General features: G+C 65.0%; 20 protein-coding genes and 3 tRNA genes. 6 read left to right on the top strand and 17 right to left on the bottom strand.

Annotated elements, in window-relative coordinates; genetic code table 11:
* Nucleotides 1–15 precede the first annotated feature (15 nt).
* Entirely contained in the window at nt 16–1,359 is a 1,344-nt protein-coding gene (locus AC5P7U_RS14730) for a sensor histidine kinase (RefSeq protein ID WP_006429913.1), read from the bottom strand.
* Nucleotide 1,360: 1 nt separating this feature from the next.
* Nucleotides 1,361–2,032, bottom strand: coding sequence for a response regulator transcription factor (locus AC5P7U_RS14725; RefSeq protein WP_006429911.1), 672 nt, complete (start codon nt 2,030–2,032; stop codon nt 1,361–1,363).
* A 145-nt stretch (nt 2,033–2,177) separates the two neighbouring features.
* On the opposite strand from AC5P7U_RS14725, the gene AC5P7U_RS14720 reads away from it, so the two are divergent.
* Nucleotides 2,178–2,957: a MipA/OmpV family protein gene (locus AC5P7U_RS14720; RefSeq protein ID WP_006429910.1), complete on the top strand. Its 780-nt coding sequence runs from the start codon at nt 2,178–2,180 to the stop codon at nt 2,955–2,957.
* Nucleotides 2,958–2,987: 30 nt separating this feature from the next.
* Nucleotides 2,988–3,272: a hypothetical protein gene (locus AC5P7U_RS14715; RefSeq protein WP_006429908.1), complete on the top strand. Its 285-nt coding sequence runs from the start codon at nt 2,988–2,990 to the stop codon at nt 3,270–3,272.
* Nucleotides 3,273–3,324: 52 nt separating this feature from the next.
* Here AC5P7U_RS14715 and AC5P7U_RS14710 read toward each other — a convergent pair whose 3' ends face one another.
* Nucleotides 3,325–3,465, bottom strand: a complete 141-nt coding sequence (locus tag AC5P7U_RS14710; protein WP_008268513.1) for a hypothetical protein — start codon at nt 3,463–3,465, stop codon at nt 3,325–3,327.
* Nucleotides 3,466–3,626: 161 nt separating this feature from the next.
* Between AC5P7U_RS14710 and AC5P7U_RS14705 the strand changes: the two genes are divergently transcribed.
* From AC5P7U_RS14705 to AC5P7U_RS14695, 3 genes are all read left to right on the top strand, one after another.
* Nucleotides 3,627–4,196 carry a peroxiredoxin family protein gene (locus AC5P7U_RS14705; RefSeq protein ID WP_197563418.1) on the top strand — a complete coding sequence of 190 codons (570 nt, stop codon included), beginning with the start codon at nt 3,627–3,629 and terminating at the stop codon, nt 4,194–4,196.
* A gap of 100 nt (nt 4,197–4,296) precedes the next feature.
* Complete coding sequence (locus tag AC5P7U_RS14700) at nt 4,297–4,485, top strand: hypothetical protein (protein WP_197563416.1); 189 nt, start codon at nt 4,297–4,299, stop codon at nt 4,483–4,485.
* A 217-nt stretch (nt 4,486–4,702) separates the two neighbouring features.
* Nucleotides 4,703–5,023: a hypothetical protein gene (locus AC5P7U_RS14695; RefSeq protein ID WP_197563414.1), complete on the top strand. Its 321-nt coding sequence runs from the start codon at nt 4,703–4,705 to the stop codon at nt 5,021–5,023.
* Nucleotides 5,024–5,115: 92 nt separating this feature from the next.
* Here AC5P7U_RS14695 and AC5P7U_RS14690 read toward each other — a convergent pair.
* The 3 genes from AC5P7U_RS14690 to uvrB all read right to left on the bottom strand — a co-directional run bounded on the left by AC5P7U_RS14690 (nt 5,116) and on the right by uvrB (nt 7,494).
* A tRNA-Val gene (locus AC5P7U_RS14690) sits at nt 5,116–5,190 on the bottom strand.
* Nucleotides 5,191–5,288: 98 nt separating this feature from the next.
* Nucleotides 5,289–5,363 (bottom strand) — tRNA-Val (locus tag AC5P7U_RS14685).
* Nucleotides 5,364–5,469: 106 nt separating this feature from the next.
* On the bottom strand, nt 5,470–7,494 hold the full coding sequence (gene uvrB, locus AC5P7U_RS14680) for an excinuclease ABC subunit UvrB (protein ID WP_006429643.1): 2,025 nt from the start codon (nt 7,492–7,494) through the stop codon (nt 5,470–5,472).
* Nucleotides 7,495–7,664: 170 nt separating this feature from the next.
* Between uvrB and AC5P7U_RS14675 the strand changes: the two genes are divergently transcribed.
* Nucleotides 7,665–8,159, top strand: coding sequence for a GspH/FimT family protein (locus tag AC5P7U_RS14675; protein ID WP_197563459.1), 495 nt, complete (start codon nt 7,665–7,667; stop codon nt 8,157–8,159).
* A gap of 48 nt (nt 8,160–8,207) precedes the next feature.
* On the opposite strand, the gene AC5P7U_RS14670 is transcribed toward AC5P7U_RS14675, so the two are convergent.
* The 11 genes from AC5P7U_RS14670 to grxD form a co-directional block, all read right to left on the bottom strand.
* Nucleotides 8,208–8,284: transfer RNA gene (locus AC5P7U_RS14670), tRNA-Asn, on the bottom strand.
* A gap of 79 nt (nt 8,285–8,363) precedes the next feature.
* On the bottom strand, nt 8,364–8,786 hold the full coding sequence (locus tag AC5P7U_RS14665) for a type IV pilin protein (protein ID WP_006429640.1): 423 nt from the start codon (nt 8,784–8,786) through the stop codon (nt 8,364–8,366).
* A 38-nt stretch (nt 8,787–8,824) separates the two neighbouring features.
* Entirely contained in the window at nt 8,825–12,574 is a 3,750-nt protein-coding gene (locus tag AC5P7U_RS14660) for a pilus assembly protein (RefSeq protein WP_006429638.1), read from the bottom strand.
* Between the two features lie 11 nt (nt 12,575–12,585).
* Entirely contained in the window at nt 12,586–13,104 is a 519-nt protein-coding gene (locus AC5P7U_RS14655) for a pilus assembly PilX family protein (RefSeq protein ID WP_006429636.1), read from the bottom strand.
* A gap of 2 nt (nt 13,105–13,106) precedes the next feature.
* A complete protein-coding gene (locus AC5P7U_RS14650; protein WP_006429634.1) occupies nt 13,107–14,267 on the bottom strand; it encodes a PilW family protein in 1,161 nt (386 codons plus the stop codon).
* 2 nt (nt 14,268–14,269) lie between these two features.
* Nucleotides 14,270–14,743, bottom strand: a complete 474-nt coding sequence (gene pilV / locus AC5P7U_RS14645; protein ID WP_006429632.1) for a type IV pilus modification protein PilV — start codon at nt 14,741–14,743, stop codon at nt 14,270–14,272.
* Entirely contained in the window at nt 14,740–15,255 is a 516-nt protein-coding gene (locus AC5P7U_RS14640; protein ID WP_006429631.1) for a GspH/FimT family pseudopilin, read from the bottom strand. The genes pilV and AC5P7U_RS14640 overlap by 4 nt, the downstream gene beginning before the upstream one ends.
* A 160-nt stretch (nt 15,256–15,415) precedes the next feature.
* A complete protein-coding gene (ppnN, locus tag AC5P7U_RS14635; protein ID WP_006429576.1) occupies nt 15,416–16,804 on the bottom strand; it encodes a nucleotide 5'-monophosphate nucleosidase PpnN in 1,389 nt (462 codons plus the stop codon).
* Between the two features lie 252 nt (nt 16,805–17,056).
* Nucleotides 17,057–20,311 carry a TonB-dependent receptor gene (locus tag AC5P7U_RS14630; protein ID WP_197563412.1) on the bottom strand — a complete coding sequence of 1,085 codons (3,255 nt, stop codon included), beginning with the start codon at nt 20,309–20,311 and terminating at the stop codon, nt 17,057–17,059.
* A gap of 232 nt (nt 20,312–20,543) precedes the next feature.
* Nucleotides 20,544–21,320: an SDR family NAD(P)-dependent oxidoreductase gene (locus AC5P7U_RS14625; RefSeq protein WP_197563410.1), complete on the bottom strand. Its 777-nt coding sequence runs from the start codon at nt 21,318–21,320 to the stop codon at nt 20,544–20,546.
* Complete coding sequence (gene grxD, locus AC5P7U_RS14620; protein ID WP_006429513.1) at nt 21,317–21,637, bottom strand: Grx4 family monothiol glutaredoxin; 321 nt, start codon at nt 21,635–21,637, stop codon at nt 21,317–21,319. The genes AC5P7U_RS14625 and grxD overlap by 4 nt, the downstream gene beginning before the upstream one ends.
* Nucleotides 21,638–21,670: the final 33 nt, after the last annotated feature.

Raw genomic sequence — 21,670 nt, 5'->3', positions numbered from 1 at the left:
CGCCCCGCGCGGCTGTCAGCGCCGAACGGTGCCGCGATGGAAATTGACCCGGAAGCTGGCGCCGCCGCCGGTCGCTTCGCCGACACTGACCGAGCCGCCGTGGTGCTGCACGATCTCCTTCACCAGATGCAGGCCCAACCCACTGCCACTGCCAGCCGCGCGCAGCCGGTGGAACGGCTCGAAGATCGCCTCGCGATCATTGACCGGAATGCCGGCACCCTGATCGCTGACCTCCAGCAGGCCGCGCTCATCCAGGCGCACGCAGATGGTGCCGCGCCCGCCACCGTGAACGATGGCGTTGTGCACCAGGTTGGCGATCACCCGCCCCAGCGCCAGGCTGTCGCCGTGGATCCACACCGGCGCGTCCGGAGCATCCACCTCGAAGCCATAGCCCGCCCCTACCACCAGCGGCGCCAGCTCGGCAGCGGCTTCGCGCACCAGCAGCGCCAGGTCCAGCCGTTGCAGCGCACCGACATTTCGGTCAAGCCGCTGCAGGTCGAGCAGATGCTCGGCCACGTTGCCGAGGCGGGCAACGTCGGTGAGCAGCTGTGACTTGAGTTCGCCCTGCGGCAGCTGTGACAGGCGCGCCTGCACCACCGCGATCGGCACGCGCAGCTCGTGTGCGGCATCGGCGAGGAACTTGTCGCGCGCCGCGTAGCCCTGCTGCACCTTGTCGATCGCATCGTTGAACGCTTCCACCAGCGGCGCAACCTCGGTCGACACCAGCTGCGCATCCAGCCGCGCGCCCGGCTGGCCGATATCCAGCTCCTTGGCCTGCTGCGCGGAACGCCGCACACCGCGCATCGCGCGGTGGATCACCGTCGGCATCACCAGCAACGTGACCACGATCAGCGGCAGGAAGAACCACAAGCCGATCAGGCGCAACACCATCAGTGCGCCATCCAGCAGCCCACCCTTCGGTGCGCCCCCCACCATCACCGTGATGCGCCGACCATCCTCGTTGCGGATCATCACCCTTGCCACATCCAGGTAGGGCGGCACCAGCGAACCGAGTTCGGTGGCACCCAACGCCGGCAACCGTGCCAGCAACGGCGCGTGGATGGCCGGAATCGTGCCGCGTTCCAGCCAGATGCCCTTGTCATCGACCGCCGCGAACCAGAGATTGCCTCCCGCATCCGCGTCCAGCCTGCGCCAGCGCGCCTCGTCCAGCATCAACCTGCCGCCCTCACTGTGCACGGCCTTGGCCACCGCCTCGGCCATGAACATGTCCATGCCCCAGGAGTCCTTGTCACCCCAGGTCAGGATCAGCGCGACCACCGCGAACAGCACGGTGAATGCCTGCGCCAGGAACAGCCGCCAGGCCAGGCCGAGCGTGATGGAACGGATCGGGCGCGCCATCTCAGGCCTCCGCCAGCAGGTAGCCGACGCCCCGGATCACGTGGATCTCCACGCCCGCCCCGGCCTGCTGAAGCGCCTTGCGCAGCTTGGAGATGTGCGCGTCGAGTGCATTGGACTGGATCTCATCATCGAAGCCGTAAACCGCCGCTTCCAGTGCGCTGCGGGTAACCGTGCGCCCCTGCCGCATCGCCAACGCCTGCAACACCAGCACCTGCCGGCGCGGCAGCGGCAGCGGCTGGCCTTCCACCTGAGCCTGCAGCGATTCGAAGTCGAATTCGAGCCGTCCCAGCCGCAGGCTCGGCGTCACCATCGCAGACGGCCGCCGCGACACCGCGCGGATGCGCGCCATCAGTTCCTCGATCGCCACCGGCTTGACCAGATAGTCATCGGCACCGACGTCCAGCCCTTCGACCTTGTCCGACAACGTGCCCTTGGCCGTCAGCATGATCACCGCCAGGTTCGGGCGCAGTGATCGCGCAGTGGCGACAAAACCGGCGCCGTCACCATCGGGAAGCTGGCGGTCCAGCAGCATCAACTGGTGCACCGGATCGCGCAGCGCGATGGCCGCCTCGGCCAGGCTGCCGACCACGTCGGCCACCACGCCCTGCCGCTCCAGGCCCGATTGCAGGGCACGGGACAGATCAGGATCGTCTTCGACCAGAAGGATGCGCATCAGGGACTCGGCTGCCGGAAACGGTGCCGATCATAGTGCCTGGCGCCTGCTTTGGGCGTCATTGCGTGCCGATTGCCCAGGCGCAATGTTCTGACAATGTTGGGCCCGCACCATGCACAGCCATCCCCCGCAAAGTGGCTGATCGATGCCGTCGCTGTCCCCGACCCTGCTGCGCCCCCTGCTGCGCCCCCTGCTGTTCTCCGCTGCCATCGGCCTGCCGTTGATCACGCAAGCCGCCGACCGCAGCCCGGGCGTGCAGGCTGGCATCACCGCGGGTGCGACGTCCGGCGCGTATGCGCACTACGACGTCAAACCGCTGGTCGTACCGGCGATTTCCTGGCAGGGCCAGCGCTTCTTCGCCAGCCCCGGCTCGCTGGGCATGTATCTGTACAAGGGCCAGGGCCTGCGGCTGTCGGCAGCACTGACGCCGTACACGCTGCGCTTCAAGACCGACGACGTGAATGATCCGCAGCTGCGCCGCCTGCACAGCCGGCAGATGTCGGCCATGGCAGGAATCAACGGTGAATACAGCGCCGACTGGGGCATTGTCGAGGCCGGTGTGATGCGTGAGATCACCGGGCATGGCGGTGGTTTCGAATCGCGCCTGCATTACAGCTATCCGATCCAGGCCGGCCGCTTCACCTGGGTGCCACGGGTGGGCGTGGTGCACTCCAGCGCACGCCTGCTGGACTACTACTACGGCATCAGCGACGAGGAAGCACTGCGCTCGGGCTTGGCAGCCTATCGCCCGGGTAGCACGACATCACCGAGCCTGCAGATCGCGGTCAGCACGCCGCTGGGCACCAAGTGGCGTGCAACAGGCGTGGTCGCCAACCAGTGGTTCGGCGATGCGGTGAAGGACAGCCCGATGGCACGACGTGGTACACAGACGTCGGCCTTCGTTTCCCTGATGCGCTCGTTCTGATCGAGCGCCTGCTACGGACAAGGACCCCCCATGGCCTCCGTCTCCCCTGCTGCAGAAGCGCACGCGATCCTGCGTGCTCCCGACCTGGAAAGCGCCGAGCGCGCCTACCTGGGACTGATGCCCGACCTGGAACACGTGAACGCGCTGGCGCGGCGCGCCCTGGGACTTTCGCGCGTTGCCGATGCGGCGCGCGGCTACGCGCTGTCGATGACCCTGGTCGGGCTGCGCCTGCAGGAACTGGAAATGGGTGAGGCCATCGCGAAGGAACAGCGCCAGGCGACCCTGCGCAGCCTGCGCCAGGCCTTCAACGCCTGAGCGCAGGGTAGCAACGGCGCCTGCAGCCGGTGCTGCAGCGCCGCGCAAGGACTCAGCGGAAGGTGGTCCAGGCCAGGACCGCAGCCAGCAGGGCCACCCAGACCACCGCCTTGAACGTGCCCTCCAGCATGTTGCCGCCGAACAGCAGTTCAAGCACTGGATTGGGCCGGGACACCGGGACATGATCGCTCATCGGGAAATCCTTCTGGTAATGAGGGAAGGCAGGCGCGCATGCCTGCGCGGGTGCCACTCTAGTACAGGCGCGGCTCCCGTGCGCGCGTGGCGAACATCGACTTAACATCCCGTGCGCCAGTTCCGGTATGTTCGGGCCAACGCTGCGTTCAAGGATGATCGATGATCAAGCGCGTCCTGTTCCCCGTTGTGGCCCTGTTGCTGTCGGCGCTGATCGTCGCGCTGGGATGGCAGAACCGCCAGCTGCGGCAGATCAACCAACAGATGGCCTCGCAGCTGCAGGACATGCGGCTTGAAACACACGGCCTGGCACTTGGCAGCCTCGCCGCCCCGCTTGCACTGGCGACCACGCAGCAGGCCCGCGTGCAGATTGGTGGCCCACGCGCCACCCCGCAGATCCTCTATTTCTTCTCCACGGCCTGCCGCTACTGCCTGGCCTCGATGCCACATGTGCGGAAGATTGCCGCTGCACGGGGCGCCAGTGAGCTGATCGGCGTGGGCCTTCCTCCCTACGACGAACTGGCCGGCTACGCCGGCACGCACGATCTGCGCTTCCCGATCGCCATCGACAGCGGAGGCGATGCATCGAAGCGCTATCGCGCAACGGTCACGCCGATGCTGATCGTGCTGGGTAACGATGGCAGCGTGGCCTACAAGCATGTCGGCCAGCTTGATGAGCAGGTCGTACAGGCCGCCATGACGTCGTTGGCGCCGGACCTTGCCCTACCCTGACCAGACAGACCCCGATACCTCGTCATTGCTCCCGCGCCACCACTGGCACTCACGTGCCTTCGGCAACTGCAACACCACAACGCCAACCAAGGAGATACACATGATCGGAAAGAAAGTCCTTTCGTCCGTCGCCGGTATCGTCGTTGTCGCGGCCATGGCCTTCGGCGCCACCCAGGCCTTTGCCGTCGCGCCCAAGACCGGCTACGCGCCGGGCTGCGAACCGCACCCGAGCTGTCCGTTCGGAAATTCCGGCAAGCCCGGCCAGGTACTGTGCTGTGATCCGTTGTAACCCCATCCGTTCCGAAGCCCGGGTTCTCTGACCCGTTGCCACCGCCGCGACGCTGTTCCAGCTCCGCGGCGGTGGCAGGGCCAGGGGGATCATGGCCCCCCCGGATTCATCCTCCCCGGACAGGCTTGAAGCGCGCTTTACCGGCTTTCGTCGCATACCGGTTTCACCGCGCAGGAGGCAGTGCCACGCTGGACTCCCTTCTCCGGAGCACCGTGCCATGCCGATGCTTGCCCTGCTGCTGTTGTGCGCTGGATTGTTCGGCCGCGACGCCGACGCCGGGGATACCTCACTACGCCGCCAGATCCTGCAGGCCGACGCCGAACACGCAGGTGCGCCGGCGGCACGCGATCCGGCGACCCTGCAGCTGTACCGGCTGCGCCAGGACCGCGTTCTGCGTGTTGGCTACCAGCCTCTGGCCGCAGACGGCCAGCAGCGGCGGTCCAGGTCGGCGCGCTTTGCGCAGGTCTGGGAATGCGTCGAAGGCCATTGGAAGCTGCAACGCGTGATCAGCCTCGATGAATGGGTCGCCCAGCGCTGATACGCAGCGAGGCAACCCTCACACATGAAAAAAGCCGGCCAAGGCCGGCTTTCTCGTGATCCACCGCTGCACCGGTCATGCCGGGAGCCAGGTGGTGGGCGGTACAGGGTTCGAACCTGTGACCCCTACCATGTCAAGGTAGTGCTCTACCGCTGAGCTAACCGCCCATCTTGTTCTTGCCGCCCGAAAGCTGGCCTTGCTACGTAAAAACCCGGCGCCAGGGCCGGGCTTTGCAGTTCACGACAGCCCCTTTCCAGAGACTTCGTGGTGGGCGGTACAGGGTTCGAACCTGTGACCCCTACCATGTCAAGGTAGTGCTCTACCGCTGAGCTAACCGCCCGTTTTGCTTCTGCATTTCCGCGATTGCGTCGGTGCAGGCCGCGTATATTACGGATGCCAGCCGTGAAGCGCAACACTTTTGTGAAGATGCGGCTGCCCTGCCACGTTCAGCCCAGGCTGGCTTCCTTCAGCTGCCGGATCTGGTCGCGCACGCGTGCCGCATCCTCGAACTCCAGGTCCTTGGCATGCTGGTACATCTGCTGTTCCAGCGCCTTGAGCCGGGTGGCCAGCTGGGCCGGGCTGAGCGACCGGTAGTCGGCCCCTTCCTCTGCCACGCCTGCCCGGCTCTTGCCCTTGCCCTTCTTGGCTTCCTTTTCGGCCGCATCGGAACGGGCGCCTTCCAGCACGTCGACAATCGGCCGCGCCACCGAGCGCGGCACGATGCCGTGTTCCTCGTTGTACTCGACCTGCTTGGCGCGGCGGCGGTCGGTCTCGTCGATCGCCGCCTGCATCGAACGGGTGATCTTGTCCGCATAGAGGATCGCCTTGCCGCGCACGTTGCGCGCCGCTCGGCCGATGGTCTGGATCAGCGAGCCGGTGGAGCGCAGGAAACCCTCCTTGTCGGCATCGAGGATCGCCACCAGCGACACCTCGGGCATGTCCAGGCCTTCGCGCAGCAGGTTGATGCCGACCAGCACGTCGAACTTGCCCAGGCGCAGGTCGCGGATGATCTCCACGCGCTCGACCGTGTCCACGTCCGAATGCAGGTAGCGCACGCGGATGCCATGCTCGGTGAGGTACTCGGTGAGATTCTCCGCCATGCGCTTGGTCAGCGTGGTGACCAGCACGCGGTCGCCAGCCTTGATGCGCTCGTTGGCCTCGCTCATCAGGTCATCGACCTGGGTACCGACCGGGCGGATCTCCACCACCGGGTCGATCAGGCCGGTCGGGCGCACCACCAGCTCGGTGATCTCGTCACCCGCTTCACGATATTCATAGGGACCGGGCGTAGCCGACACGTAGATCGCACGTGGGCAGCGCTCTTCCCACTCCTCGAAGCGAAGCGGACGATTGTCCAGCGCAGAGGGCAACCGGAAGCCGAATTCGACCAGGGTCTCCTTGCGCGAGCGATCGCCCTTGAACATCGCGCCGATCTGCGGAATGGTCACGTGCGATTCGTCGATCACCAGCAGTGCGTCGGGCGGCAGGTAGTCGAACAGGGTCGGCGGCGGCTCGCCGGCATTCTTGCCGGTGAGGTGACGCGAGTAGTTCTCGATGCCGTTGCAGAAGCCGACCTCGGCCATCATTTCGATGTCGAACTGGGTGCGCTGGGCCAGGCGCTGCGCCTCGACCAGCTTGTTCTCCGCGTACAGCTGCTCCAACCGCTCCTTCAGCTCGACCTTGATGGTGTCCACCGCCGCCAGCACTCGCTCGCGGGTGGTCGCGTAATGGGTCTTCGGGTACACGGTGAAGCGCTGCATGTTGCGCAGCGTCTCGCCGGTGAGCGGGTCGAACAGGGTGATCTTCTCAACCTCGCCATCGAACAGCTCCAGGCGCAGCGCCTCGCTGTCCGACTCGGCCGGGAACACATCGATCACTTCGCCGCGCACGCGGAACGTACCGCGCTGCAGTTCGTACTCGTTGCGCGTGTACTGCAGCTGGGTCAGGTGATTGATCAGGTCGCGCTGGTCGATGCGCTCGCCCTTGGACAGGATCAGGCGCAGCGACAGGTAATCCTCGGGTGCACCCAGGCCATAGATCGCCGATACGGTCGCCACCACGATCGCATCCGGGCGCGACAACAGGGTCTTGGTCGCGGCCAGGCGCATCTGCTCGATGTGCTCGTTGATCGAACTGTCCTTCTCGATGAAGGTGTCCGATGACGGCACATAGGCTTCCGGCTGGTAGTAATCGTAGTAGCTGACGAAGTACTCCACCGCGTTGTGCGGGAAGAACGCCTTGAACTCGCCATACAGCTGCGCCGCCAGCGTCTTGTTCGGCGCCATGATCAGCGTCGGCTTCTGCACGTTCTGGATGACGTTGGCGATGGTGTAGGTCTTGCCCGAGCCGGTGACGCCCAGCAGGGTCTGCTTGGCGATGCCCGCTTCGAAGTTGCTGGTCAGCTTCGCGATGGCATCGGGCTGGTCGCCCGCCGGCGAGTACGGCGAGACGAGTTCAAAACGGTCGCTCATGGTGTTGCCAGTTCCCGGGAAGGGTGAGTATACGGGGCCAGGAGTGACGGCCGGCTGAGGGGTTTCCGGGCAGCCGAGCGCGGCGCTGCCTGATGGCGCAGTCCCTGCGCGGCAGCGAGGCTGGATGCATGCGCCTCCCTCCTGCTTCCAGCCCCGACACGCAGCACGGCATCCATCTGCTCGAACTGCTGGTGGTGGTGGCGGTCCTTGCTGTCCTGCTGGCAGCCGGCTGGCCCGCGCTGCGGGAACTGATGCTGCATCAACGGGCGGAATCCACCCGCCTCAGCCTGCAGTCCGGTCTGGCCACCGCGCGCTACCAGGCCATCATGCGCAGTGCGCTGATCGGCCTGTGCGCAAGCCCCGACGGGTACCACTGCGGCGACGATTGGAGCCAGGGCTGGATCGTGTACAGGACCGATGGCCGGCGAGAGCCCCCCTCCTCCACCGACTCCATCCTGCTGCACCAGTCCGGCCTGTCCAGCGTCAGGATCAGCGCGGCCAGCAGCAGCGGCCGGCCGCAGATCTACTTCCAGCCGGATGGCCGCAGTCCCGGTGCGAACCTGACGCTGCGCATCTGCGCGGACGACCGGGAGCACGCCCGGGTCATCGTCAGCAACAGCGGCAGAATCCGCTCGACCCGCAGCCAGGACGGCCCACCCTGCTGACAACAAAAAAGGCCTGCGGATAACCGCAAGCCTTTGATGCGTAATGCTTGGCGCCCGAAGTTGGACTCGAACCAACGACCCCCTGATTAACAGTCAAGTGCTCTAACCGGCTGAGCTATTCGGGCGGGGAGGCGCATTGTAATCACCTCGAACAGAGAGTGCAACACTCTTTCACGCACCCTTGCAGGCAGCTTCCCGCTCGCGTCACCAGCAGTCGGACAGTGTTGCCTGCGACGTCTTCACGTTGGCCTGGTTGAGCGTCAGGTCGCCACATTTGTCCTTGGTCTGGGCATTGGCCGCCGCTGCAGTGAACGTGAACGTCGACTGCCCGGTCTCCATGGACAGGGTGTAGGCCGCGGTGCCACCCTCGCGTGGCGAGTTGATGGACTCAGCTCCGCCGGGGAAGGTGAAGCCCACATAGGTGTTGTTGATGGTGTGGTAGCGCTCGGCCAGCTGCGCGTACTCCACCAGATCGGCCTTGGCCTGCGCACGCCGCGACTTGAGCACATGCGCGCTGTAGTTCGGATAGGCGATCGCAGCAAGGATCGCCACAACCGCCACCACGATCATCAGTTCGATCAGGCTGAAACCGCGGGCCAGGCGGCCCGCCATCCACGGTGTACGCATTGCGGTGGCTCCTGGTGCCTGCAAAGAAGGAACGTCGATCACTGGATCTGCCTCCACGACTGGCGACCGCAGGGGTACGGCAGGTACATCGGCTCCGCGCCAGCCACCGAAATCTGCATCATGCAGGCATCGCCCGGGGGCTTCGGCGGCGGACTGCCAGGCTTGCCCGGGTCCGGCGGCGCCAGCCGTGGCACCACCGAAGTGGTGACATCCCGCACCGGCGCGTTGCCGCCCGTACTCAAGGGCACGCCAGCCGTGCCTGCGCCGGGCGACGCGCCATCAGGAGCACCAAAGCGCACCTGTGACATCGCCGCCTCGCCACTGCTGGCCTGCAGGCCGAACACCCAGTTCGCACCATCCACCGAACAGCCCTGGGACTCTGAAGGAATGTAGGTCGGCATGAACACCACACCCGAAACAATGCGCGGATTACCCACCGCACGCTCCTTGCCTGACAGCGTCACAGTCCAGCCACGACTCTGCGCCGGAACAGTCCCTGGCGAAAGGGTGCGCATGCCATTGTCGAACTGTGCCGTGAACGGACGCAGGTTGGCTGAGGTCAGCGTCGTTCCGGGCTGCCCGGCGTCGGTGTCGTTGATGCCATACAGCGCCTGCACCGCCGCGTCGTTCTCATCGCCGTAGTAGGAGAAGCTGCCGGTGCCGAAGATCAGCATCACACCACCGGAGGCCCCCGTGGTCACCGTCATGCCACCGGTAATCGGCTGGCGGTAGGTCCGCTGGTCGCTGCGATCGACATGGGTATCGGTGGTGAACAGCGGCGCCGTCGGTGCTGCATCATCGCGCAGGTCGAATTTCCAGATCGCACCCCGCTTGTCAGCAGCATAGACGGTATCGGCCAGGCCGTCGCGCACCCGGTCGTTCTGGCTCGTCCCACCCCAGCGATCGACCACGACGATATTGCCCAGGCCATTATTGCCGGCAGGCAGGTTCTGACCCGACTCGACCGCCTCGATCATGCGGATGGTCGGCGTGCTGCTGGCCAGCATGTCGACAACGAACAACACGGCCTTGCCACTCCTGCTTTCATAGCCGTTGCCAAATATCGCGCGGAAGCCCACCGAACCGTCGGCGTTCTTCATCGGCACGATCACCGGCTTGCCCAGCACGTGGCCGATGTTGGCGCGCACCTCTTCATCCAGTGCGGCGTTGAGATCGCTGATCTCCCACAGCAGCGAGCCGGAACCGCCGAACTGGGCAGGATCGGACACATCCAGTGCGAACACGCTGCGCCCGCCAGCTCCGGCCGTGCCTACCAGCGAGGTGGTCCAGCCGTTGCTGCCATAGGTATCGCTGACCGTCACCGGGCCATCGACGTAGTAGCGATGCTGGAAGCGCTGGACGTTCTGGTTGGTGGGGTCGTTGGGCAGCAGCAGGTTGCCCATGTGGCCCAACGACGTGGACGGAATGTACGCAAACAGCTCCTTGCCACCTTCACCATCCATCTCCCCGTCGGCCCCCATGCCGCCATCGAAGGCGTGCAGCATGCCGTCGTTGGCAGCGGCATAGACCATATACCTGTGGTCATTGCGCTTGGTGACCATGTAGTCGGCATAACTGGTGCCCATCGAGCCTGGCAGGCGGCGGAAACCGTAGTCATCCAGCGGCGAGCTCAGGGCCGGGGTGGAGGTGATGATGTCGCCCAGTACCGTACTGCGGTCGCGCAACTTGCCGCCGTTGCGCTTCTCATGGCTGACATCTCCGCGCAGGTATGCCACTGCCGTCGTCGAGTCCGTCGCCAGTCCTTCCAGTTCCGAAGCGCTGCAGATCAGGATGCCCGGATACATCACACCCGACTTGTCGCACAGATTGGCCAGGCTGACATTGCCACCGGTGAAGTCCACCAGCGCACCATCGCGCCAGAAGCGAATGCGGCGCGATGCGGCCGCCGGCATCTGCGCGGCCGCTTCCCACGCTTCTTCAGAAACGATTGCGCGGGTGGTCGCATCAACCTTCAGCTTGAAGGCATGCAGCTTTCCATACCAGTCCGTGCCGTTGTTGGTTGCCTCGTAGAACGGCTCCACCGACAGCGAGCCCACGCCGATGCGCGCACCGGTCAACGAACGCGAACCGGACGGCGTTGCGCCCTGGGCGACGTTGCTGATGATACGACGCATGGCAGCAGTGATCTCGCCCGGGCGCGTGGCATTGACCATTTCGCCGTGGCTGTCATACACCGCGTTCCACAGCTCGTCGACTGCCTCCGGCTTGAGGTTCTGCGTTGTGGTCGGGAAATTGGGCTTTGTCACGTAGGGGTCAGGACTCAGGACCCAGGGCCGCTCCGGGTCCGGCAGGTACTTGACGCCGAACTCCTTGCCCTGCGTACCCAGCGTCACACCGTAGAAATTCATGTGCAGCTGCTTGTTGCAGTCCAGTGAAGCGTCCGGACTGGAACCCTTGCACTCTGCAGGAACCGGCACCGAACCGTTATCAAGCGAAGGAACCAGAGGGCCCTTGTAGTACGGTGCCACCAGATCCTTCATCAATGTCGTGTTTCCATCTTCATTGATGTAACCATCGGTGAACAGCATGCCCGCATTCTTCTGGCAGGCCAGAAGCACAGGAGCCCCTTCATCCGTGCGCTGGAACTGCTGGCCCAGGTAGTCGGCGGCAGAACGATTGGGCGTACTGTCGTCGGCCCGCATTTCACGGGTGATTTCGCTGAGCAGCTTCGCCCTTTGCGACTCGGTCGTCATGTCGAACATGGTCACTGGACGTCGACCATTGATGCGGAACCAGCCCACTCGCAGATTGGTGGTGTCATACAGCGCATTGGTGGCTGCGCCGATCAACGCCTCGCGGCGAGTCCGGTACAGGCTGAACCAGTTTGCGAAGCTCTGCATGGCATTGTCGTACTTCGCTTGGTTATTGCCGAAGTTCGCAAGCTTGATCTCGTACTTGTACAGCGTCCCCGGCCGGCCACCCGGCGAACTGGCAATAGCTACCGGTGTGGCGGTATAGCCGTAATCCGCAGGAAGCGTAGCGGGATTCTCAAGGAAGAACGTCGCCGGGTAGAAAGCCACAGCAGCGTCGCAGCTTGAGCTGTTGATGGAAGTCTCACGGGTGACTCTGTCAAACGTTCCCTCCCCCTGCACAGCTCCACCGCTCAAGCTGCACCGGCCGCGCTCGATACGGGTGCCTACCGGCAGTTTCATCCCGGAACGGAAGCGGAATCGCCAGCTTCCCGAATCCCTGCCGCCAGTCTGCATGCTGGTCAACAGCGAGTCCGCCGTCAGATTCAGCGCACCACCGATCTTGGCGGGCGCGCCGGCCGGCCGGGGATCGAGAGGAGCACTGGCCGCTTTGATCTCCAGGTAATTGGAGGTTGCCGGTGCAGACAGTCCCGTCTTCCAGCCCGGGTAGCTCTCACGGGGATCGTAATAGGATGAATTGACATCTGGCGAACGCGCGAATCCAAAGTTATCCAACGGCGGGATAGCCACATTGCTATCCCGCCCATAACTCGGAAACACATACAGGTAACGCTGCCCCGAACCATCGAATCCGTTGGCTATTCCCTTGTTGTAGAAGCTGCTGCCATCCCAGCGATAAGCACCGTCGCGCGTATTGTTCAGCGTTTCCCACAGCATCGAACCGGAATCGTCCAGCGCCATCAGGAACGCTGGCGGCGTCTGCACCTGGATGTTAAGCGGCGCCTGTGCCAGCGTGCCCTGGGCCTGGGCGGCCATCAGGCTGTAGATGAAGTAGCCTCCCCCCAGCGCCAGTGCGGCGCCGCCTGCGGCCATGAAGCGGAATTTGCGCGAAGCCATGGCCTGCGTCCTCAGAGTTTGAATACGGTGTCGATCACCACCGACGACGAGCTCGCATCGGCATCGTCGGTAGCGAACCCGGTGATCTGGTAGATCGGTGTGGTGTCGTCCAGCGGCCGGCCCATGTCCAGCGACGATTCGCCGACTACGCAGCTGTCGATCTGCCGCACGTTGACGGCCGGCGCCGTCTCGTCGCGCCGGTCCTCCGCCCAGCTGGCCGGATCGAAGCCGTCATCGCAGACACGCGATACATCCCCCGCCTGCAGCAGGCTGCCCTCGCTCACGCTTTCGCGATTGGTGATCTGCTCGACCGAACGCTCGGCCGCCCGCACCACGCCTTCCGAATTCTGGAAAGCGCGGTTGGCCGCCCGGTAGTTGGCCGCCATCTTTTCCTGCATGCCGGCCACCTGCATGCCGGCAATTCCGAGCAGCGCCAGCAGGATGAGCATCACCAGGGCCACATACAGCACCGCACCGCGCTGCTGGGCGGGAGCGGCGACAGGCCGGAAGGAACGCGGGAAAGGAGTCATGGTCAGTTTCCGAACAGGCGATTGCGCAGCGCAATCGACACTTCATAGCTGGAGCGGTAATGACCGTCGGACTTGTCGCCGTTGGCAAAGCCCACGCCGAGCACAGACAGCGCATTGGCCGAGCGGGTCGAGGACGACGGCGACGGACTGCGTGCCAGCAGCCCCACCTGCACCTGCCCCACGCGCAGCCATTGAGCGGCACCCGCGGCATCGGCATCGGTGCTGACGCCGTCGGCCGCAGCAAACTGCGTGATGTTGCCGGCCGGTGGCGTGTCCAGGCCGATGTTGGCGGTGTTGTCCAGGCCGTACATCAGCTGCAGGCTTTCGATGCCTTCCACCAGTTCTTCGTTGATCGAGTAGGCGCCATCACTGTCGGCGCGCGCGCGGCGCAGGCCCGGCTGCTTCGTCTCCGGATTGATGCCCACGTAATAGACCATCGACTCGGCGCGATACAGCATTGTCTGCCCGGTGGGCTGCGCGGCATAGCGCGACAGGTCGAGCGAGGCGGCGGTGACCCGTGCGGCGCTCAACGTGCCCGCGAACACATCCGCGTGGCCGCAGTCGGCGATGCCGAACAGCGTCGGATCGCCCACGCCACCGCCGGTCAGGCGGGCGACGCGGGTGCTGTCCATGTCCAGCAGCGCGTTGCCGCCGTCCGCGGAAATGGCCGTGACCGGCACGCCTTCCGGCGCGAAAAAGCGCAGGACCAGCACATCGCTGCCGCCGGCCGGTGCCGGGATGAGCCCTTCGATCGCGGTAGGCAGACCGGTCGGAGCCGACCAGTCCGCCCCCAGCGTCAGACTCCCGCCCGGCGTCGTCTCGGGCGCGTCGAAGCCCTGGATGGACACGCTGAAATCCAGCGGACTGCCATCGCCCGAGGTTGCCCCCAGGTGTGACACCGGGTCGCCCTGGTTCTTCACCACATGGGCCTGGTCGTTGACGCATCCCATGTGTCCGGCCATGCGGATGTCGCGCTCCAGGAAATCCAGCGCGAAGCGCGCGTTTTCCTGCACGCGGGAAGCGCCCTCGGACAGGCGGGAGGCCGTCTGCGAGGCGATGAACACCTGGACCACGCCCAGCATCAGCACAAGGCTGATCACCAGCGCGACCATCAGTTCAACCAGCGACAGGCCGGTCATGGCGGCACGACGGTTCATGGCCATGCTCACAGCTCCGTATCCAGGGCGAAGGTGGTGGCCTTGTCCGGATCGTCCGGATCCCAGCGCTGGTCGCCCCAGCTGACGGCCACCTTCACCTTGCCGCCGTTGTAGGTGACTTCCGCGCCGGCGTCATCACCCAGCGCCTTCACCACCTGGCACTGCCAGCGCGCGACCTTGGCGGAAATGGCGACGTCGCCGGTGTCGGCACTGCATGCCTTCTCCGCGGTCTTGCTGCCTGCCGCGAACGACGCAGTGGTGTACCACGCCGCCTGGTAGCGGTTGCTGCGCATCTGCTCGGTCAGGTCATAGGCAAGATTGGTGGCCTGGGTGCGGTAGTTGGCGCTCTGCACGAAGCGGACGTTCATGGTCTGCAGCAGCGCGAAACCCAGCAGGCCGAATGCCAGCACGATGATGGCGATCAGCACTTCGAGCAGGGTGAAGCCCCCTGCCTGCCGCGCGCGGATGGAACGGGATTTCATGGGCAGGCTTCCTTGGTGCTGCGGATCTGCCCGGAGGCGTTCACCGTCAATGTGCGCTTGTGCAGCGCGTCCTTGCTGCAGACATCCGGCTCCAGCAGGATCTCCTGATCGGTGCTGGCCCTGCGGCGCCCGCGGCCGTCGAAGGCGATCACCTCCGACGGCCCGCTGACCGTCAGCTTCGGACTGCCATTGACGAAGCGCAGGACGGTCTCACCCGACGACATCTCGCCATCACCATTGGTATCGGCGAAGGCCAGCATGCCGCCGGACCAGCTGCCGTCGCAGCTGGCGCCATCGCTGCTGCCGCACACGCCGCCGCCGCGGTTGCTGCGGATCGCCTCGCTGCGGGCCAGGCTGAGCAGGCCCAGGATTTCATTGTTGCCCGAGGTCACCCGGCTGGAACGCAGGGTGCCCTGGAAGCTCGGAAACGCGATCGCGGCCAGGACCGCCACCACGGCAATGGTGACCATCAGTTCGATCAACGTGAAGCCGCTTTCCCGGCGCAAAGACATTGGACGCTCCCCAGCGTATTGATGGCCACGATGGGCCATCGCCCTGCCACCGGCAAGCGGCGGCAGGATGAACGGTCAATCCGGGACGACGGGCGTCAAAGGCTTGACGACCCGCCCTCCCTTTCCGGCCCGGCGCGATCCCCATCGCGCCGGTGCAGGCTCAGGCCAGCACCTGGTAGCAGGGCTGGTATTCGCCGGAGATCTTCATCCGGCGCTGCTCGACGAAGGCGCGCAGCAGCGCGTCCAGGGCCTGCATCATGTCGGTGTCGCCATGGATCTGGAACGGCCCGAACTGCTCGATGCGGCGCATGCCGTCTTCCTTCACGTTGCCGGCCACGATGCCCGAGAACGCCCGGCGCAGGTCGGCCGCCAGCGCGTGCGGCGCACGCCCGTGGTGCAGGTCCAGCGCGGCCATCGCCTCGTGGGTCGGCACGAACGGCTGCTGGTACTCCCACGGAATCTCGATCGACCAGTTGAAGAAGAACGAATCCTTCTGCGCCAGGCGGTGTTCGCGCACGCGCTTGATGCCGTTGGCCATCTTCTTCGCCACCGCCACCGGGTCACCGATGATGATCTCGTAGCGCTCGGCGGCTTCATCGCCCAGGGTCAGGCGGATGAAGCGGTCGATCTGCTCGAAGTACGGCGCGGCCACGGTCGGGCCGGTGAGGATCAGCGGGAACGGCAGGTCCTTGTTTTCCTCGCGCAGCAGGATGCCGAGCAGGTACAGGATTTCTTCGGCGGTACCGACGCCACCGGCGAACACGATGATGCCGTGGCCGATGCGGACGAAGGCCTCAAGGCGCTTCTCGATGTCCGGCATGATCACCAGGTGGTTGACGATCGGGTTCGGCGACTCTGCGGCGATGATGCCCGGCTCGGTCAGGCCGATGTAACGCGTCACGGTACGGCGCTGCTTGGCGTGGGCGATGGTGGCGCCCTTCATCGGGCCCTTCATCGCGCCCGGGCCGCAGCCGGTGCAGATGTCCAGGCCGCGCAGGCCCAGCTCGTAGCCCACCTGCTTGGTGTACAGGTATTCGTCGCGCGAGATCGAGTGGCCGCCCCAGCACACCACCAGGTTCGGATCACCCGGGTTGAGGATGCGGGCGTTGCGCAGCAGCCCGAACACCGCGTTGGTGATGCCTTCGGACGACTCCAGCTCGGCCGCATAGGCCGGGCCCATCTCGATGGCCATGTAGGCCAGGTCGCGCACCACCGCGAACAGCAGTTCGGCGACACCGCGGATGATCTCGCCATCGACGAAGGCCATCGCCGGCGCGTTGACCAGGTCGATGCGCACGCCGCGATCCTGCTGCGCCACCTGGATGTCGAAATCGGGATACAGATCGCGCGCCGCACGCGGATCGTCAGAGGCACTGCCGCTGGTCAGTACGGCCAGCGCGCAGCGGCGCAGCAGCTCGTGCATGCCGCCGGCGGAGGCATCGCGCAGGCGCGCCACTTCGGCCCGCGACAGCACATCCAGCCCACCGCGCGGGTAGATCCGTGCGTCCTGCACCGGCAGCGCACGGGCTGCTTTTTCGTTCGTGGTCATATCCAATTTTTCGCTTCCTTCAAGGTTTCCGACTGTACTGCCGCCCCCTTAAAAAGCAAAACGGCCGGGAAACCCGACCGTTGGATATATGCTGCCCGTGATCACCTGCCTGGGACCGCTTCGGCGGCATTGGCGCCGCGCACATTTCTGGATGCTACGCCCATGCAGAGCCGCCCGCAAGGACTTTCGCCTGAACGGAAAACGGCCGGGTTTCCCCGGCCGTTTCCATTTACATCATCAGGCTCTGAAGGATCAGAACTTGTACTTCAGGGTCAGCTGCATCGACCAACGCGACACGCCGGTGTTGCCCTTGTCGTTGTTGTTTTCCTGGATGGTCGGGGTATCGGTGCTGCCGGTGAAGTTGTAGATGTACTTGCCGGTGGCCGGATCGATACCTGCGTAGCTGGCCACGCGGGCGGTCGAGTTGAAGCCGTAATCTTCGATGCGGCCCCACTTCTTGTTGAGCAGGTTGCCGACATTCATGATGTCCAGCGCCAGCTCACCCTTGTGCTCCTTCACGAAGCCCGGGAATTCCTGGGCAATGTGCAGGTCGAAGCTGTTGACCCACTTGGTGCGGAAGGCGTTGGCCGGGGCGATCTGGCCCTGGTACTTCGCCAGCTGCGGGTTGGCGGCCAGCCAGTCGAAGAAGGCCTTCTCCATCGCCGCGCCGCCGGTGAACTTGACGTCGCCCGGGCCGTTCGGCACATAGAACAGGTCGTTGAAGTAGCCGGCACCGGTGGTGGCAGCGGCATCGCCGTTCATGTCGTTGTAGTAGATGTAGCTGAACGGACGACCCGAACGACCTTCGTAGAACAGGCCCACGGTGGTGTTGTAGTTGCCGAAGAACGCCTTCTTCCAGTTGATCGAACCGGTCACGCGGTCCTTGATGGCGTAGCGCGAATCATAGGCCACGTTCTCGTTGGCGGTGCCGATCAGGGTGCTGCCCCAGTTGGAGGTGTTCTGCGAGCTGGTCAGCGGGCTGACTTCCTTCGCGGCGGTGTAGGTGTAAGCCAGCGACCAGCCCCAGTTCTCGGTCAGCGGCTTGTTCAGGCCAGCGGTGAACTGGCGGCTGCTGCCCTTGTCGGTGTTGCGCATCAGCAGCACGTCGCCCATGTCATTCGGACGGTTGGCCTTGCCACCCACGGTGCCACCGCCGACGGCGGTCGCGCCTTCGCGGATCGAGCAGTTGGTGCCGGCGCACGGCACGTAGCCTGCATCATTCCAGTACAGCTCGCGACCGTCCTGGCCGATGCGGGTGTAGGACGGGCCACCGGCGTTCTTGTACAGGTCCAGGCGCTCGAAGTAGATGCCGCTCTTGACCTTGGTGTACAGGAACTCAGCCGACGCGACGATGCCATACCACGGCAGCTCGTGGTCGAAGGCAAGGTTCGACTTCCACACCGACGGCAGCTTCAGGTCCGGCGCAGCGATGTCGACGTTCTGGCGAGCACCGGCACCCGCAGCCGGGATGTACGGCGGATTGGTGTTCGGGGTGAAAATGCCGGTCTGGTTACGAACGGTGTACTCGGTGTAGTTCAGGCCGGTGTTCTGGTAGGCGCCTGCCAGCCACACGTTCGGGGCCGCGCCACCGAACAGGCCCACGCCGCCGCGCAGCTGGGTCGGACGATCGCTGTCGAAGGTGTAGTTGAAGCCGAAGCGCGGCTGCACCAGCTTCTTGTCGGGCAGCTTGGTGTTGTCGTAGCCGTACAGCTCCATGATGCGCGGGTTGTACAGGCGCTGGTTGCTGAAGTCCGGCATGTCGATGCGGACGCCGCCCTGCACGGTCAGGTTGCTGTTGACCGCCCAGCTGTCCTGAATGAACAGACCGGTGTTCTTCAGGGTGTAATTGGCCGGGATGTCGTCGTAGCTGCCACCCGCGCGCGGGGCACGCACCACGTACTGGTTGACGCGGCCCGCTGCGAAATCAGCCAGGTTGTTGAACACATACGCGCCGTTGACGTTGCGGCCGTAGTAGTTCATCAGGTCGTTCTTGGAGTAGTCGAAACCGAACTTGACGGTGTGGTCGCCGATGTACCAGTTGGCGGCACCGAAGGCGCTCAGCTCCTTGCTCTCGACCGCATTGACATGCGAGTTCTGCTCGGTACCGAAGTACAGCGAGTCATTGCCGCTGGCACCGAAACCACGGACCTGGATCTGCGGCAGGCTGGACGGGGTGGTACGGACCGAGGTGTATTCCTTGTGCGAGATCTTGAACTCGGTCGAGAAGTTCTCGGACCAGTCGCTGAACAGTTCACCCATCCAGGATTCGTAGGTCTTCGGCTGCTGGTACCAGAAGGTGCTCAGCGAGATCGCGCTGTTGCTGATCTGCGGGAAGCGGACGACGTTCTGCTCAAGCTTGTTGTAACGCACCGCGGCGCGGTGGTTCTCGTTGATGTTCCAGTCGATCTTCAGCGCGTACTCTTCCACCTCGGTCTTGTTGGCCGGGGGATTGAGCGAGCCTGCGTCGAAGCCGTAGCCAGTGGCGATCTGCTGCGCACGGGTGATGTCGGCATCGGTGATGGTGCCCTTGCCGTACGGCGAATCGGACAGGCTGACGCCCGGAGCCGAGCGCTCCATCTTCTCGTAGTTGGCGAAGAAGAACAGCTTGTCCTTGACGATCGGGCCGCCGAAGGTCATGCCGTAGGTCTTCTCGTCATCGAAGCCGTTGAAGCGGACGCCGTCCAGCTCCTTGCGGACCATGTCCTTGTCGCGGTACGCGTAGTACACGGTGCCGCCGAAGTTGTTGGTACCCGACTTGGTCACCGCATTGATCACCGCACCGGTACCGCCGGCGATGGTGGTGTCATAGTTGGCGATGTCGATGTTGATTTCCTGGATCGCATCCATCGACACCGGCTGACGCTCGGTCGGCAGGTTGTTGGATTCCAGGCCGAACGGGTCGCCGGCGCCGATGCCGTCGATGCGGATGGCGTTGTAACGGGTGTTCTGGCCACCGACCGAGATCGCGCCGTCAGCCTTGCTGACCTGCGAGATGCGCGGATCCAGGCGGATGTAGTCCTGGATGTTGCGGTTCACCGACGGCAGCGACTCCAGCGTCTCGCGGTTGACGTTGGTGCCGGTGCCCATCTTGTAGGCGCTGAACAGGTCGCTGCCCACGGCAGCGGCAACAACATTGACCGCGTCCAGGTTGGTGGCAGCCAGGTCACCGCCCAGGTTGGCGTTGACGGTGTTGACCTGGTTCAGGTTCAGGTAGACACCTTCTTCGGTCTTGGTGCCAGCACCCGGCTTGGTGATGGTGATGGTGTACGGACCACCCACGCGCAGGCCGCGCGCATTGTATCGACCCGACGCATCGGTGGTGGCACGCGAAACGGTGCCCGACTCGGTGTGGGTGATGGTGACTTCAGCACCGGCGACAGGCTGGCCTGCGGCGGACATCACCTGGCCGCCGACACCGGCGGAGGTGCTCTGGGCGAAGGCGGGAGCGGCGGCGAGTGCAGCCACGAGACCAAGGGTAAGCTTGGACATCCGGAGTGGGTGGGTCATTTTTCGGTAGCCTCGATGCGAGTTGGCGATGGCGGAAAAAAAGCGCATCCAAACAGCCCTGCGGGTGGCTGGTCGGAGAGTTATCTGGGGTTCCCTACCGCTTGGCTGAAGGCAGCCATAACGGTTAACACTAGATTAACACGCTACGCCATCAATGTGACGGTTGTGCGACAAACGGCACCGGATCGCAACGCAATCGTGACGGGTTCTTCACTCCGTCTTTCCCCGGAACTCACCCGCCGGGGAATGCTCCACTGGCATCGAGAATCTGGCCCCGCCAGGCCTGACCGGCCAGGGACAGCAGGGTCACGGCGGCCGCGGCCGCCTGCCCAGGCCCCTGAGCCGCCGGATCCTGGTCAACCGAATAGGCACGGGCACGCAGCGCCGTGCGCAGCGGCCCCGGGTACAGGCCACTGACCCGCACCGGGCTGCGGCCGAGTTCGTCGTGCAGGCTGGTGATCAGGCCACGCAGGCCATGCTGGGCCACGCCGTAGCCGCCCCAGTAGGCCTGCCCGACCCGCTCCGGAGCGTCGACGGCAAACACCAGGGCGGCATCCTCACGTTGCCGCAGCAGCGGCAGGCAGGCCTGGGCCAACCACGCCGGGGCGGTCAGGGTGACGTGCACCGCGCGGGCGAAACTGGCAGGGTCGGCCAGCTCGAACGGCGTCAGGCCGGGGAAATGCGCGGCGCAGACCAGCAGCCCGTCCAGCCGCCCCAGCTCGCGCTGGAGCGCCTGGGCCAGCTCGGCATAGTCATCCGGGCCTGCCCCTTCAAGGTCCAACGGGTACAGCAGCGGTTCCGCGCCGACGGCCTGGACCTGGGCGTAGACCCGATCCAGCCGGCGCGGCTTGCGCCCCAGCAGCACGACCGTGGCCCCGGCGGCCGCAGCAGCCACCGCTGCGGCACTTCCCAGCCCACCGCCGGCGCCGGCAACCAGCACCACGCGATCCTGCAACGGGCGGCCATCGAGCGCCCCGTCGGTCGGTGACGTCGATGGCCAGGCACTCATCCCTGGGTCGCCTCTTCGACGATGCGCTTGAGCTCGCCGGATTCGAACAATTCCAGAACGATGTCGCAGCCGCCGATCAGTTCACCGTTGATGAACAGCTGCGGGAAGGTCGGCAGGTTGGAGAAGCGCGGCAGGTTGGCGCGGATCTCGGGCTCCTCGAGCACATTGACGGTGCGCAGGGTGGCAGCGCCGGCCGCCATCAATGCCTGTACGGCGCGGCTGGAGAAGCCGCACATCGGGTACTGCGGGGTGCCCTTCATGAACAGCACGAGCGGGTAACGATCGACCTCGGCCTGGATTTGCTGCATCACCGCCACAACCACACTCCTTGCTTCGCCGGACAAACCGAC

It is taken from the genome of Stenotrophomonas sp. YJH_SMC_57 (assembly GCF_059369755.1).
This window is presented reverse-complemented; position numbering and strand designations above follow the sequence as displayed.